13 protein-coding genes are annotated in these 15,516 nt (G+C 46.5%); 9 read left to right on the forward strand and 4 right to left on the reverse strand.

The window, feature by feature from the left end:
* Nucleotides 1–264 precede the first annotated feature (264 nt).
* Genes miaB through MEALZ_RS04250 form a run of 4 tightly spaced genes read left to right on the forward strand, consistent with a single transcriptional unit; the run spans nt 265 to nt 3,920 of the window.
* The gene (gene miaB, locus MEALZ_RS04235) at nt 265–1,620 is read left to right on the forward strand and encodes a tRNA (N6-isopentenyl adenosine(37)-C2)-methylthiotransferase MiaB (RefSeq protein WP_014147373.1); all 1,356 of its coding nucleotides are present in this window, start codon (nt 265–267) and stop codon (nt 1,618–1,620) included.
* Nucleotides 1,621–1,627: 7 nt separating this feature from the next.
* Complete coding sequence (locus MEALZ_RS04240; protein ID WP_014147374.1) at nt 1,628–2,605, forward strand: PhoH family protein; 978 nt, start codon at nt 1,628–1,630, stop codon at nt 2,603–2,605.
* On the forward strand, nt 2,605–3,066 hold the full coding sequence (gene ybeY / locus MEALZ_RS04245; protein WP_046060977.1) for an rRNA maturation RNase YbeY: 462 nt from the start codon (nt 2,605–2,607) through the stop codon (nt 3,064–3,066). Before MEALZ_RS04240 ends, ybeY begins: the two co-directional genes overlap by 1 nt.
* On the forward strand, nt 3,063–3,920 hold the full coding sequence (locus MEALZ_RS04250; RefSeq protein WP_014147376.1) for an HlyC/CorC family transporter: 858 nt from the start codon (nt 3,063–3,065) through the stop codon (nt 3,918–3,920). Before ybeY ends, MEALZ_RS04250 begins: the two co-directional genes overlap by 4 nt.
* Before the next feature lie 193 nt (nt 3,921–4,113).
* On the opposite strand, the gene MEALZ_RS04255 is transcribed toward MEALZ_RS04250, so the two are convergent.
* Entirely contained in the window at nt 4,114–5,781 is a 1,668-nt protein-coding gene (locus tag MEALZ_RS04255; RefSeq protein WP_014147377.1) for a tetratricopeptide repeat protein, read from the reverse strand.
* Nucleotides 5,782–6,293: 512 nt separating this feature from the next.
* Entirely contained in the window at nt 6,294–7,130 is an 837-nt protein-coding gene (locus MEALZ_RS04260) for a nidogen-like domain-containing protein (protein WP_014147378.1), read from the reverse strand.
* Nucleotides 7,131–7,662: 532 nt separating this feature from the next.
* Here MEALZ_RS04260 and MEALZ_RS04265 point away from each other — a divergent pair.
* Complete coding sequence (locus tag MEALZ_RS04265; RefSeq protein WP_014147379.1) at nt 7,663–7,896, forward strand: hypothetical protein; 234 nt, start codon at nt 7,663–7,665, stop codon at nt 7,894–7,896.
* On the forward strand, nt 7,883–8,146 hold the full coding sequence (locus tag MEALZ_RS04270; RefSeq protein WP_014147380.1) for a type II toxin-antitoxin system RelE family toxin: 264 nt from the start codon (nt 7,883–7,885) through the stop codon (nt 8,144–8,146). The genes MEALZ_RS04265 and MEALZ_RS04270 overlap by 14 nt, the downstream gene beginning before the upstream one ends.
* A 296-nt stretch (nt 8,147–8,442) precedes the next feature.
* On the opposite strand, the gene MEALZ_RS04275 is transcribed toward MEALZ_RS04270, so the two are convergent.
* Nucleotides 8,443–8,877: an MliC family protein gene (locus tag MEALZ_RS04275; RefSeq protein ID WP_014147381.1), complete on the reverse strand. Its 435-nt coding sequence runs from the start codon at nt 8,875–8,877 to the stop codon at nt 8,443–8,445.
* Between the two features lie 513 nt (nt 8,878–9,390).
* Between MEALZ_RS04275 and MEALZ_RS04280 the strand changes: the two genes are divergently transcribed.
* Complete coding sequence (locus MEALZ_RS04280) at nt 9,391–10,188, forward strand: META domain-containing protein (protein ID WP_014147382.1); 798 nt, start codon at nt 9,391–9,393, stop codon at nt 10,186–10,188.
* A gap of 458 nt (nt 10,189–10,646) precedes the next feature.
* Here the strand turns inward: MEALZ_RS04280 and MEALZ_RS04285 are convergent, their stop codons facing one another.
* Nucleotides 10,647–11,828: a pyridoxal phosphate-dependent aminotransferase gene (locus MEALZ_RS04285; protein ID WP_014147383.1), complete on the reverse strand. Its 1,182-nt coding sequence runs from the start codon at nt 11,826–11,828 to the stop codon at nt 10,647–10,649.
* A gap of 84 nt (nt 11,829–11,912) precedes the next feature.
* Here MEALZ_RS04285 and uvrB point away from each other — a divergent pair, with 84 nt between their 5' ends.
* Nucleotides 11,913–13,922, forward strand: a complete 2,010-nt coding sequence (gene uvrB / locus MEALZ_RS04290; RefSeq protein WP_046060979.1) for an excinuclease ABC subunit UvrB — start codon at nt 11,913–11,915, stop codon at nt 13,920–13,922.
* A gap of 528 nt (nt 13,923–14,450) precedes the next feature.
* Nucleotides 14,451–15,293, forward strand: a complete 843-nt coding sequence (locus tag MEALZ_RS04295; RefSeq protein ID WP_014147385.1) for a transglutaminase-like domain-containing protein — start codon at nt 14,451–14,453, stop codon at nt 15,291–15,293.
* Nucleotides 15,294–15,516 lie beyond the last annotated feature (223 nt).

The raw sequence follows: 15,516 nt of genomic DNA on the forward strand, positions 1-15,516 counted from the left end.
ATGCCTCATCATTTTGCTAACTGCTAACTGCTAACTGCTAACTGCTAACTGCTAACTGCTAACTGCTAACTGCTAACTGCTAACTGCTAACTGCTAACTGCTAACTGCTAACTGCTAACTGCTAACTGCTAACTGCTAACTGCTAACTGCTAACTGCTCACCATCCACTTTCATTAGGGCTTTTTTTGTTTTCGATTTGGTGATTAAATAGCCGCCACTTTTCTCCGTTGTAATGACGGGGTGTTTTTTTTAGATGTACATACAATGACGCAAAAATTATATATTCAGACCAATGGTTGTCAGATGAACGAGTACGATTCCGACAAAATGCGGGATGTACTTAAAGCATCTCACGGTCTGGAGTTGACCGATAAACCCGACGAAGCCGATGTTTTATTACTCAACACTTGCTCGGTGCGCGAAAAAGCTCAAGAAAAAGTCTTTTCGGCTTTGGGCGTATGGCGGCCGTTCAAGGAGTTGAAGCCCGATGTCATCATCGGCGTCGGAGGTTGCGTGGCGAGTCAAGAAGGCGAGGCGATACAAAAGCGCGCGCCGTTCGTCGATATTGTCTTCGGTCCGCAAACCTTGCACCGATTGCCGCAATTGCTTGACGAAGCTCGCAATAAGCATAAGCGTGTCATCGACATCAGCTTTCCCGAAATCGAAAAATTCGACGCTTTGCCGGAACCGCGTGCCGAAGGTCCTAAAGCCTTCGTATCGGTGATGGAAGGCTGCAGCAAATATTGCACGTTTTGCGTCGTTCCTTATACACGAGGCGAGGAAATCAGTCGTCCGCTCGACGATGTGATCACCGAAATCACGATTTTGGCGAAGCAAGGCGTTCGTGAAGTCAATCTGCTCGGACAAAACGTCAATGCTTATCGGGGGCTGATGGCGGACGGCGATATCGCCGATTTCGCGCTTTTACTACATCATGTCGCTGCGATCGACGGTATCGACCGTATTCGTTTTACGACGTCGAATCCGGTTGAATTCAGCGATAGCCTGATTGAAGCCTATGCCGAAATTCCGCAATTAGTCGATCATCTGCATTTACCGGTGCAGAGCGGTAGCGATGCGATTTTGAAAAAAATGAAGCGAGGCCACGCGCGCGCCGAGTATTTCGAGATTATTCGCAAATTGCGTGAAGTCCGTCCCAATATTTCTCTGTCGTCCGATTTCATCATCGGTTTTCCGGGCGAAACCGATCGGGACTTCGACGATACGATGGATTTGATCGAGACGATCGGATTCGATCTTTCCTACAGTTTCATTTACAGTCAAAGGCCAGGTACGCCAGCTGCCGATTTGCCGGACGATGTTCCGGTCGAAGTCAAAAAGCAGCGTTTGCAACGTTTGCAAAACCGCATCAATGAAATGGCGGCCCAAATTTCGGCGAGCATGGTCGACACCGTGCAAACGGTCTTAGTTGAAGGCCCGTCGAAAAAGAATCCGTTACAAATGCAAGGTCGAACCGAAAATAATCGCGTCGTCAATTTCATCGGTCATCCTCGATTAGCAGGGCAATTCGTCGACGTGTACATAGCCGAGGCTTTGCCTAACTCTCTTCGCGGGCGTATGGTCGAATCTTCGACCGCAAAAATAACTGCGGTGGCTTAAGCAATTGATGTCAACTCAAGAAATTACGCTGTTGCCGGCCGATAACAGCAGACTCTCCAATTTTTGCGGCCAATTCGATTGCCATCTGCGTCAGATCGAGCAACGCATGATGGTGGAAATCGCTAATCGAGGTAATCATTTCAAAATCAGCGGTGAAGAGCAGGCAGTCAAAGCGGCTTGCGCGGTGATGCATAAGCTATTTGACAGCACCGAACTGGAATTATTGACTCCCGAGCAGGTGCATCTATCGATGCAGGATGCCAGCATCGACGAAGCCCTTGAGGCGGTCAAGGCCGAAACGGCGGCTCAACATCAGGTGACGGTCAAGACCAGGCGCGGCGTTATTAAAGGTAGGGGCGCCAATCAACAAAGTTATTTGAAAAAAATCACGACTCACGACATCAATTTCGGCGTAGGACCTGCAGGAACCGGGAAGACTTATCTTGCGGTCGCTTGCGCGGTTGAAGCCTTGCAAAACGAAAAAGTCCGCCGAATCATATTGGTCCGTCCAGCCGTGGAGGCGGGCGAGAAACTCGGTTTTTTGCCCGGCGATATGGCGCAAAAAGTCGATCCCTACTTACGTCCTCTGTACGACGCCTTGTACGAAATGCTCGGCTTCGAACGCGTCGAAAAATTGATCGACCGCGATGTCATTGAGGTAGCGCCGTTAGCCTTCATGCGCGGCAGAACCTTGAACGATTCCTTCATTATTCTCGATGAAGCGCAAAACACAACCGTCGAGCAAATCAAGATGTTTTTAACGCGGGTCGGTTTCGGTTCGACCGCCGTAATTACCGGCGACATCACGCAAATCGATTTGCCGTCCGAAAAAATGTCGGGATTGCGTCATGTGTTGAAGGTATTGGACAATGTCGAAGGCATCAGTTTTACGTTTTTCGGCGCGAAAGACGTCATCAGACACCCGTTGGTACAGCGAATTGTCCTTGCCTATGAGGCCTATGAGAAAAAACATTCGAACCCTTGATGAACAGTATTGAAATCCAACAGGAGATCGCTTCGGACGATGTGCCGGATAGCGGTCTATTGCAAACTTGGGTTGATGCCGCGCTAAAGGATTATCCGGACGATACCGAGCTGGTGATCCGTATCGTCGATAAACCCGAAATCAGTCAACTCAACGAACACTATAGAGCTAAACCGGGCCCGACCAATATTTTGAGTTTTCCTTTCGACGTGCCGGACTATATAGAAACCAACTTGCTTGGCGATTTGGTTGTATGCGCGCCGGTCTTGGCCGAGGAGGCGTTGGCGCAACACAAGACCTTAGAGCATCATTGGGCGCATATCATCGTGCATGGAGTCCTGCATTTGCTGGGCTACGATCATGTCGAAGATAACGAAGCCGAATTAATGGAAGCGAAAGAAATCGAAATATTGGCACAATTGAACATCGATAATCCGTATAACGAGGCAAACGAGGTATGAACGACGAACCCTATCCGAGTCAGACGCCGCAAAAAAGTTGGATCGGCAGACTAGGACAACTTTTGAGCGGCGAACCGCAAGATCAGGAAGACCTTCTTGAGATTTTACGGGAAGCTCGGGAAAAACATTTACTAGGCCCTGATGCGCTGGCAATGATTGAAGGCGTGCTTCAGGTTTCGGAAATGCGGGCACGGGATATCATGATTCCGAAAGTACAAATGGTCGTAGTGCCGCGGGATGCCGACTTGAAAACCATTTTTCCGTTGGTGCTCGAACACGGTCATTCGCGTTTTCCGGTGATCGAAGAGGACCGCAGTAAAGTGGTCGGCGTTTTGTTGGCAAAAGATTTGCTGCCTTATGCTCTGACCGAGACCAATCATGATATCAAAGTCGAGGAATTGATGCGTCCGGTCAGCATCGTGCCGGAAAGCAAGCGCTTGAATGTGTTGTTAAAGGAGTTTCGTACCAATCGCAATCACCTAGCCATCGTCGTCGACGAGTACGGAACCGCGGCAGGATTGGTGACGATAGAGGATATACTCGAAGAAATCGTCGGCGAAATCGAGGACGAACACGACCAGGAGCCCGATGAGGGCTACATCGTGCAGCGCAACGAAAACGAATATATGGTCAAGGCATTGACGCCGATGGAGGACTTCGACGAATATTTCTTTTGCGATCTATCCAGCGAGGAATACGATACGGTCGGCGGCTTTATCGTGACCAAGCTCGGACACCTGCCGCAAAAAGGCGAAAAAGTGATCGAAGGCAAGCTCAGGTTCGAAGTGGTCCGAGCGGACAGCCGCCGAATTCATTGGCTAAAATTGAAATTGCTCGAAGAAGAGGAAGAGTAGGCGGGTAATTTAATCCGCTCCGAACGTTATGGTTTGCTTTAGGCATGGTCGAAAGGTGCAGTGTAGTACCTGAGTACGGGCCGCCAATGTACCAAAGAGGCATTCGGATGGTCGCGTCGTGAGTGATAAGGACCGGTACGCCGCAGAAAAAGGGGGCTCGGAGTAAAGGTCCTTACGATCAATAGGCCGGTTACTAGTTTGAATCGTTTTTTAATGTATTGAGTAGTTCTATAGCTTTTGCTTTTTCAGGAATATTCTGCTTAAGACTAGCAATTTTCGACAGCAATTTAACGGCAGGGGGGTTGTTATTTGTGGCTAATAATGCTTCTGCCAGGTGGAACTGGATATCATATGCCATAGAGTCTAAAGAAAATGCTTTTTCAATAATATCTAAGGCTTCTTTAGCATGGCCAGTCTTAAGCAATATATAGCCATAAGTATCAGCGATTGCGGCTGAATTAGGTGCAATCTCATAAGCTTTTCTAGCCAAAATTATCGCCTTAGCATTATTCTGACTAAAATAAATCCATGCTAAGTTATTTAATGCTAAAGCATTATTTGGCTCGGTTGATAATACAAATTGGTAATGTTTTGCGGCCAAATTTTTTTCGCCTAAATCATCATAATTTAATGCAAGTTTAGAATGAATTGCAGTATTGTCAGGGTTTCTATCTAATTCTTGCTTAAGAAAGGATATGGCTTCATTTGGTTTTTTCAATAAATTCAATAGATCTGAAATTAAAAATAAAACCTTATTAGTTGGCTGAATCGTATAAGCAAGCTGATAAGCCGCTAGAGCTTTATCATACTGACTCATTGCAAAATAAATATCGCCTTGTAGTAGCTTACCAATTACTTGACTTGGTAATTCGGTATCAATTTTCTTCGCTAATTCCAATGCTTCTTTATTTCGGTTGCGCTTCATTAAGTAAGTTGTTTTATAAATTCTAGCCTGAAAATTATTTGGATCAATAGCGACTGCTTCATTTAGCAGATCAATTACTTCTTTGTCTTTTCTGATATCATCGCTAATTAATTTTGCCAATATAACTCGATGATTAACGTCGTTTATTTTCTGTTGTAGTAATGTACGTAACGTTTTTTCAGCTTCTTCAGGCTGATTGTTCAAGATTTGTGACTGCGCCAAAAGAGATAAAACATTAGGATTTTTCGGGTAGCGCTGAGATAGGCTTTGGCTGAGTTGAAGTATTTTATCGGTTTGATTTTGTGCTTGATAAAATCTGCCCAAATTATTCACCACTTCGACTTCTGCTAGAACATTGCCAGTCGCGCTTTTCAACGTATTTAATAATATTTGCTCTGCCTCCGAATAATTGCTTTGAACATAAGCAACATCAGCTAATAAAAATTGAGCGTTTATTATTTTGTTATTAACTTTCAAGACCCGATTCGCGAAATCTTGAGATTCTTTTAATTGTCCTTCTTCAAAAGCCAATTTTGCTAAGCCATATAAAGCGAAAACACCGTTGCTATCTATCTCGATCGAGTTTTTAAAACTTTGCTTAGACAATGCCTTGTCGTGGGTAACAATGCCTAGTAATGCTTGCAAGTTATGGAAGTTGGGCTGATTTGGATTTTGTTTTAATAATTCAGATATTTTTGCACGCGCGTCTTCAATCCTATGCCTTTTTAGCAGATCGATTACTTGGTCATATTCGACTTTGTTTGGGTTATTCTGAGGTTGCTGTAACTGCTCAAACATGTGAATACTGTTTTCAAGCTCATCTTGAGAAAGTATTGACTGAAAATCATCATTTATTGTTGCTTGGCTTGTTCGATTGAGGGCCAAAAGACCAATAAAGATGCTGATTATCAGATAATATTTATTATATTTTTTCATTTGACTCTTTCAGTGCACTTGCACCTGGAATGTAAATAAAAATTGCGAAATGGTAAGAATGAAGTCATCCTGTAATTACCAAAGCAGATAAGCTGAGCCACTAAGGATTTCGTGATAAATAACTTCCTGGAACTATGAGCTTTGTTGAGGGTTCGGTAACTCGCTTGACAGGACGCCGTGAACCCAGCACCTAAATTATCCAAGACAATTAATCATAACCAAAGGCTATGGAATTTAGGTGCTGGGTGAATACGTTCATGTAGGCTTGATGGTTTTCCCTGCCGCCGACAATTGCCAATCGAGCTACTGAGCCCTCTGTAAAATAGGGGGTTATTACTACGGCCAAAGCCTAACTCGAAAAACATCCTAAAGGACACTCATTTTGGTTCAATTTATAAAAACGGTAAATTCTTTTGTAAAAAAAGTTGACACTAGAATGGTGGTGACTGATTCAAGAATCGAAAGCAAGACAGCCGGGCTGCGGTTGCATCAGCCCAGCAGCACATAAACGATCAATTCAAAATTTTGCGACGTTTAGCGACGACAAATCCAAACAGTCCCAATGCCACTAACGCAAGCGTTTCGGGTTCAGGGACTTGGGTTGGGTCGACAACTTGACCGTTACGAACTTGGAAAACATAACGACCGTCAATATCTGAGTTAAGTCGATTGTTGATTAGACCGGTTTCTTGATTGCCATCAAGAAGGGCGCCATTAATCGCTGAGCCAGCAATTTCATAGGCAACATCCACACCATTAGAATATCCGGCTCTTGCCGAATTGCCGCCCAATCCGGAACTATTACCCCCACTGAATTCACCCGTTTCCCATAAGATTTGATCATAGTTGAATTCAAAATCAAAATCGCCCGCTGCAATATCGGAACGATCGGTCATGATCAATTGAAAGCTGTTTAAAGGGTCTGCCTGCTCGTTATAGAAGCCTACATCGATCCAATTCACGCCGAAAACCGATCGACCGTCTATCGTAGCTTGACCGTACCGCACGACATCGCTGGCCAAGTTACGCGTATCCACATCGGCAAAAAACGGCGCCAACATGGGCGTGCTCGTTGACAGCAAGCTGAACGGTGTATATACACTCAATGCTGAATCGAAGGTGACATTGCCATTATTGTTGACAAACAGGCTCGAAAAATTCTGTCCAAAAAAATTGATATCGAAACCGATAGCGACAGGTCCTGCCGAGTCGTCATCATTCCTCGCCAATTCAGTTGTAAACAAATCCGCATTACGAATGGCGGCAGCTTCAGCCGTTTCGATTTGCGGAAATATTAAACTTGCAGCCAATAAACTAGCAGAAATGCCTTTGTATGCTGTTTTTTTCATAAAATTATCTCCTAAGTGTTGAATAAACATTAACTTCATGTGAATAGCGTTTAAGCATAAGCTAGTTTAGTGCCATAATTATCTTTCATATTAAATACAAATTGTTATGAGATTTTTCTAAGTAATTCCCGGCAGCAGAGAACAAAGTTGTGTAAAAAAAACTGACAATTTGTACACTAAGTATGCAAAAGCCATGGGGTCACAAAAGCCACAAATTACAAAGCCATGGGGTCAGGTCTGGTGCGACAAGCGAAGCTTGTCATTTCTTGCAGGGTGAAAGTCCCTGTCTGGAAAATTCAAAGGACTGAGTTTGTAAGGCCTAACCAGCCACCAGAAACAGCTATGGTGTCAGGTCTTGAATTTTGCAAATATGTGCTTGCATAAACAAGACTTGATACCAAATTAAAAGACTTGACCTCATGCGCGCTGCTTCGCTCTGGGTTAGTTGGCGAGTGATGATCAACGTTAGTTGTGAAGCGTTATGGCGCTATAGCGCTAAAGTGCTATAATCGGCAAAAAAGAGGTGCCTTTTATGAGTGAGTTATCAAAAAGATCCACGGTTTACTTCGAGCCAGAGATTCACCATGCCCTTCGGGTTATGGCTGCAAACACGCATCAATCTGTCTCCGAATTCGTCAATGAGGCGGTTCGTATGGCCCTGCGCGAAGATCAAGAAGATCTGAGTGCGTTTGAAGAACGGGCGGCAGAGCCAACACTGAGCTATGAGGAATTGCTGGAAGATTTAAAGTTACATGGCAAATTATGAAATTCAGTTCAAGAAGTCAATTACCAAAGATCTTCGCGCTATTCCAAAAAAGGATGTCAAGAAAATACTGGAGCGAATAGATGCCTTGGCGGTAAACCCAAGGAGCGAAGGCTGTATCAAATTGTCCGGTCAGGAGCGTTACCGCACTCGGCAAGGCGTTTATCGGATAATTTATGAGGTCAAGGATGCCGAAATTGTCGTCGTTGTGGTCAAAATTGGGCGTCGTTCCCAAGTCTACAAAGACAGCTAACAAGGCAAACTCACTCGGACGGCAAAAAGGGGGCTGGGGTCAGGTCTTGAATTTTGCAAATACGTGCCTGCATAAACGAGGCGTGATGCAAATTAAAACCTGACCTCGTGCGGGCTAGAAGAGAGGCCATTCTGCGTTAATCAAGTGGGCAGAGTTGTTGTAGCCTGAATACCTTCGCCAATTAGGCTAAGTAATACATTAGCTCTATTAGTTAAAGCTGAAGAGGTAAAGATCGACAACTCTGAACTTTTGATTTCTTAACACTTGTTAAACCTCAAAAACCGTTCTTTATCCGGCTATACAGCTTTGCAATCGCTTAACAAAATTTGTTCTGTCGCGGTATGGTCGGCGGCAAGAAATTTCAGAATGCCGGAATCGCCTTTCGTATGCCAACGAAGGCTTTTTTGCTCGTCCAATGCAATATACAGCGCGCCGGAAGCCGCTTTCCGAATCTGCATTAAACTTAGCAAGCCCTGGTAATAAAGGGCGGCAAACGATTCGCCGGATTGTAGGTTTAAATAAGCGACCTGCAATTCGGTGTCGGGATGGCAATGATAAACGACTATTTTGCTTCGCCAACCGCTTCCTTCGATGATACTGGTTGTAACCGGTGTGCCGTCAAAATGTAAGGGATCTAAGGGATCTAAGGGATCTAAGGGATCGCGCTTAATTTGTTGTGCACAAGCCGTCAGTAATGCGGTTAAACTGATCACGAAAAGAATTCTACTCATAATTAATCTCTAGTCTTGAATAGCAGGAGCGGCAGTAGGCTGTCGAAAAAAGCCATTTTAGCTAATTGTTGTGTTCCAGCTTTTTAAACTGAAATATTTTTGAAATTGTTGGTGTTCATAGGCTATTAAGCGCTAAGTGTAGGGTGCGCATCGCGCACCTGGGTCGAGCACTTGTCGGTTTGGCACCGTGGAAAGGTGCGCGATGCGCACCCTACGGCGCTCAAAATACCTTGAAAATTGTTGATTATTATAGGCTATAAAGCGTCATTTATTTTCTCAAAATCTATAAAACAGTCATTTTATCTGACATTAAAATCAGTAAATCTCGACCCTCTAGGGCGGCCGTTATCCCGATAGAGATCAATATCCCGCAGCCTCTATACGTACATGCCGAAGTTTTAAGCACAAAAGGTATACTTATATTTTCATTGCTCGTCTAGCGGTTTTATATGCAAAATACCGGTTCAGATGGGTAAAGCCTTCAATAAATCCTAGCAAACTGGGGAGAAAAGTATGATGAAACGATGGATTATTTTTGCGTTATGCAGTGTGCTGATAGGGTGCGCAACTGATGCTAGCCGAGAGGAAAACGACGACGAGCAACAATTCAAGTGGGACAATATTGCTTGGCAACTCGAACATTTTGTCGAGCCTAACGGCAAAACGACAAGCGTTATAGATGATACGGTTATCGATGCCTTGTTTTCGAAAGGTCAATTATCCGGAAGCGGCGGTTGTAATCGTTATTTTGGAAAGTTTGAGGTCACAGAAGAGTCTAAACTAATGGTCAGCCCAGTCGGCTCAACGATGATGGCTTGTTCGGATATTATCAACGAACAAGAGCGCCGCTATTTCGATTGGCTCGCTAAAGTCGGCGGCTATCGCTACGATGAAGACGCTCGATTACTGACGCTTTCGGACCTAGAAGGAAATCCATTATTGGTGTTCAATACAAAAACCCAGCCGGCACTGGAACAAACCCAATGGCAGGCATCCGGCATCAACAACGGCAAGGGTGGCGTCGTGTCGGATAAAAATACCGTTTTAGCGAATGCATATTTTGCCGATGGCACTGTCCAAGGCAAAGCGGGTTGCAATCGATATTCGGCGGCTTATACAAAGCAAGATGAAGAACTCAGAATCGATTCTGCGCAGACGACTCGAATGTTTTGCGCCGAAGATGGCGTCATGGAGCTCGAAGCGAATTTTTTGAATGTTATGGCTCGGGTCGTCCGTTATGAAATCGATGGCGATCGACTAAAGCTACTCGATAAGGATGGGGCGTTATTGATTGGCTTTGTCAGAAAATAGAGTTTGAATATCCTTTTCCAGGAAGTTGTTTATACCATTTGCTAGCCCAAATTCGGCACCAGGGTGTCCTTTGACGGGCAGCCCTGTGTCGAATGGGGTTTTATAATAGATAAAGCTTTCGATTCCTAGAGTAACGTTCATGAAGGCCTGGCCACCACCCCGGGAAATGAAAGCTCTCTGGGGGGCGGAGGATGCGGTCACTCGCCCGACAGGACGCCGTGAACCCAGCACCTAAATTATCCAAGATAGTTAACCATAGCCAATGGGCTATGGAATTTAGGTGCTGGGTAAATACGTCCGTGTAGGCTCGACGGCGGCTATCCCTACCGCCGACGCCTGTCGATCGAGCAACCGCACCCTCTTCGGAACAGGAATTGCCGGAATGGAGATTTGTATATCGAAAAATTAGATAAAGAGTCTTAATCTACGAACTTTCACAGTAATGACCGGTTCGTTTCTCAAACCGCCTTTTTTATTCTCTCCAACGCATTTTCCAAGTTTTTCATGCTGGTCGCGATCGAGATTCTGACGTGGCCGGGGCAGCCGAAGGCAGAGCCAGGCACCAGCGCGACACCGGCATTTTCGATCAGGTATTCTGAAAAATCCAAGTCATCTTTGATGTTGTCCATTTTGGCGATTGCTTGTTCGACGTTCGGGAATACGTAGAATGTGCCGTCGGTTTCAAGGCAATCGATGCCGTCGATTTTGTTCAATTCCGAGACGACGAAATCATGGCGTTTCTTGAATTCGGTCATCATCATGTCGATGAAGCCTTGATCGCCGGTGAGTGCGGCTTCGGCGGCATATTGCGAAATCGAGGTCGGATTCGAGGTGCTTTGCGATTGAATTGTGCCCATCGCTTCGATTAGGTTGGCAGGCCCTGCCGCATAGCCAATGCGCCATCCGGTCATCGAATAGGCTTTAGAGACGCCGTTCATCACGAGGGTGCGGTCGTAAAGTTCCGGGCAAGCGTTCAGAATATTCACGAAGTTGCCTTTTTGCCAAAGGATATGTTCATACATATCGTCGGTCGCGATCATAATGTCCGGGAATTCTTTCAGTACAGTGCCGAGCGCTTTTAGCTCGTCGAGGGAATAGGCGACGCCGGTCGGATTCGACGGACTGTTGAGGAAAATTAGCCGGGTCTTGTCGTTAATCGCCGCACGCAGTTGATCCGGCGATATTTTAAAGTGCTGCGCCTGTGTCGTTTCGATGACGACCGGTACGCCGCCGGCTAACAGCACCATGTCGGGATAAGAGACCCAGTACGGCGCAGGAATGACCACCTCGTCGCCTTCGTTCAACAGTGCTTGCGTCAGGTTGTAAGAGCTCTGCTTGCCGCCGCACGAAACCAGAATTTGCTTGGCTTGGTAATCGAGGCCGTTGTCTTTTTTGAATTTGTCGATGATTGCTTGTTTCAGGCTTGGCGTGCCGCCGACCGGAGTGTATTTCGTAAAGCCTTTATTCATCGCTTCGATTGCGGCGGCTTTGATATGATCCGGTGTGTCGAAGTCCGGTTCGCCGGCGCCGAGGCCGATAATGTCCTTGCCGGCGGCGCGCATGGCGGCGGCTCTTGCTGTGATCGCCAGTGTCGGTGAGGGTTTAACGGATTGAACTCTGCCGGAAAGTTTTATGCTCATAAGTACCTGTCAAATCAATGTAAAAGTAGTCATGATTATACTCTATGTATAATGGCTGTTGAAATTCCATTAGAGAGTGAGTGTGTGAAAAAGGCATTTAATATTCAAGGCCGTTTTCAACCGGCGGGCGATCAGCCGGTGGCAATTAACCAATTGGTCGAAGGATTGAACGACGGCGAAGTGCATCAAACCTTGCTCGGCGTGACCGGCTCGGGCAAGACTTTTACGATTGCTAATGTTATTGACCAAGTGCAGCGTCCGGCGATGATTTTGGCGCCGAATAAGACATTGGCCGCGCAATTGTACGGCGAGATGAAGGAGTTTTTTCCGGAAAATAGCGTCGAGTATTTCGTGTCGTATTACGACTATTACCAGCCGGAAGCCTATGTACCGGCCTCGGATACCTTCATCGATAAAGATGCTTCGCTGAATGAACATATCGAACAAATGCGTTTATCGGCGACCAAGGCGCTGATCGAACGCGAGGATACGATCGTCGTCGCAACCGTGTCGGCGATTTACGGCTTGGGTGAGCCGGAGTCGTATTTTCAAATGGTCTTGCATTTGGTGCGCGGCGATTTGATCGATCAGCGCGCGATCGTCCGTCGTTTGGCTGAAATGCAATATACGCGTAATGAAACCGAATTGCGCCGCGCGACCTATCGCGTGCGCGGCGAAGTCATAGATATATTTCCGGCCGAATCCGAACAGGAGGCGCTTCGCATCGAGTTGTTCGACGATGAAATCGAGCGACTGTCGCTGTTCGATCCGTTGACCGGCGAAATTAAGCAGCGCATCGCGCGTTTCACGGTCTATCCGAAGAATCATTACGTCACGCCAAGGGATCAACTGTTGACTGCAGTTGACGCGATTAAAATCGAATTGAAAGCGCGTCTCGAGCATTTGTATTCGCTGAATAAATTGGTTGAAGCGCAACGCTTGGAGCAGCGAACATTGTTCGATCTCGAAATGATTTTGGAGGTTGGCTATTGTTCCGGCATCGAAAATTATTCACGTTATCTGTCCGGTCGCGGCCCGGGAGAGCCGCCCCCGACGATGTTCGATTACTTGCCGGATAATGCTTTGGTTATTGTCGATGAAAGTCATGTGACGATTCCGCAGATAGGCGCGATGTATAAAGGAGATCGCTCGCGTAAAGAAACCTTGGTCGAATACGGGTTCAGATTGCCTTCGGCGCTTGATAACCGTCCGTTGACCTTTGAAGAGTTCGAAGCAAAATCCAGGCAGCGAATCTATGTTTCGGCAACGCCCGGGCCTTATGAAAAAGCACATTCCGGGGTCTTTGTCGAGCAGGTTGTCAGGCCGACCGGTTTGCTCGATCCGGAAATCGAAGTTCGACCCGCAACGACTCAGGTCGATGATTTGTTGTCGGAGATCAACAAGCGTGTCAAGGTCAACGAGCGCGTCTTGGTCACAACGTTGACCAAGCGCATGTCCGAAGACTTGACCGAATATCTGGCCGACCATGACGTGCGAGTGCGTTATCTGCATTCGGATATCGATACGGTTGAGCGCGTCGAAATTATTCGCGATTTGCGGCTCGGCAAATTCGATGTGCTGGTCGGTATCAATTTACTGCGCGAAGGGTTGGACATTCCCGAGGTTTCGTTGATCGCGATTTTGGATGCCGACAAGGAAGGGTTCTTGCGTTCGACCGTGTCGTTGGTGCAAACGATAGGCCGCGCGGCGCGCAATGTGCATGGCAAGGCGATTTTGTACGGCGATAAGATCACGCGCTCGATGCAGCAGGCGATCGATGAGACCGTGAGGCGCCGCGAAAAACAGAGCCGTTTCAACGAAATGAACAATATTACGCCGGCAACCGTCTTCAAGTCGGTCAAGGATATTTTGGAAATCGCGATTCCGGGCGCCGGCTTTCAACCGGCGGCGAAGGCCTTGGCTGTGACCGAGCCCGATGCGGACTATAAAGCAATGACGCCGAAACAAAAAAGCAAGAAGCTCAAGCAGATGGAAGAGCAAATGTATAAGCATGCTCGGAATCTGGAGTTTGAAGAAGCGGCGCGGCTCAGGGATGAGATAAAATTATTGCAGGAGATTTATGTGATTGAATGATTCTAAAGGTGAAAGGTGAAAGGTGAAAGGTGAAAGGGGCAAGGGGCAAGAGGCAAGAGGCAAGAGGCAAGAGGCAAGAGGCAAGAGGCAAGAGGAAAGAGGAAAGAGTGTTGGTAGGTTTAGTGGGTACTGCCATTAAGTTACCTGATTAGCAAGTTTCTTCAGCTAAAGCCCAAAAACCGGCATATCCCTAGCAGGACGGGGTTTGCAACCCCGTCCTAAACGTTTTGACTTTGGCCGAAGTCAGCCGAAATGTTTAGGGCAAACCGAAACGTTGGGGACGGGTTAAATAACCCGTCCCGCAGAAGTGGCTACGACTGGCAACTGCTCGGACAGTTGGCTTCGGCAAGCTGAAGCATCTTGCTAATCAGGTTAAGTTAAGGGAAGCTCGTTATTCCGCCATGGACTGGCAGGCTTTTGAGGCGCATTCGATCCTGAATGCCAGCATTAATTATTCTGTGAAGGTGCTTAAAGGCATTGGGTTTAGTGGGTGATGGTTTATTTGTTGTGTTTTTGGGAGGGTAGGCAATGAGGTTTAAATTAGGTTGCGATCTCGATTATCAGGTTGACTCCTTTAGTACGTTTATCTTTAACTTTCGTATCGCGCAGATCGATTGCCAAAAGATTATTAGTGAACATCTGCAGCTTGATCCAGATGTTCATATTGATGAGTTTGCGGCGCCTGTTTTAGAAAATCGATATTTCAGAGTCAATGTATCGCCCGGAACGAATTTGCGTGTTTCGTATAGAGCAGAAGTTGAAATGTCGCATTTTTACGGGGATCCGAATCAGATTATGGAAATTCAGCCGGCGGAATTGCCGAAAGCGACCTGGCCTTACCTTTATCCCAGTCGCTTTTGTCAATCGGACCGATTAGTTAACCTAGCGCTTTCGGAGTTCGGTGGGGAGTTGATGGGCTATTCCAGAGTTACGGCTATCTGTAATTGGATTTTTGACAAGGTTTATTATCAATACGGAACCAGTAGCTCACATACTTCCGCATTCGATACCGCTACTGAGCGAATCGGGGTATGCCGGGATTTTGCGCATTTGGGCATCGCGTTTTGCAGGGCCTTGAATATTCCGGCGCGGTTTGTCTCCAGTTATGCTTATGGATTAGCGACACCCGATTTTCATGCCTGTTTCGAAGCCTATTTGGATAATCGATGGTATTTGTTCGACGCTACCCGTCTGGCGCCGCAGAACGGTATCGTGCGTATCGGCACGGGACGCGACGCGGCCGATGTTTCGATAGCCACAATCTTCGGAAATGTTTCAATGAACGATATGCGTATTTTTATCGAGCATGTTCCAGATCCGGATTGTCCCGGAATTCCGGAGCCGACGACGGAGGCCATTGCGATTTTATGAGGTTGAGAGATTTGAGATATGCATCCTGCAAAACTGGAATGGTGGAGTGACGACGCAGGTCGACAATTTGTTATCCGAGATTAACAAGCGAGTGCTTGTCGCGGCTGTCGCTCCGTGAACCGACTACACATAAGCGTCGCGATAGCGACACAAAGCCTTATTTAGGTTTCAAACTAAATCTTATAGTTAATTAGGAAAAAAGGAATATTTTAACTATTTGATT

The sequence above is a fragment of the Methylotuvimicrobium alcaliphilum 20Z genome (assembly GCF_000968535.2).
Taxonomy (GTDB): Bacteria; Pseudomonadota; Gammaproteobacteria; order Methylococcales; family Methylomonadaceae; genus Methylotuvimicrobium; species Methylotuvimicrobium alcaliphilum.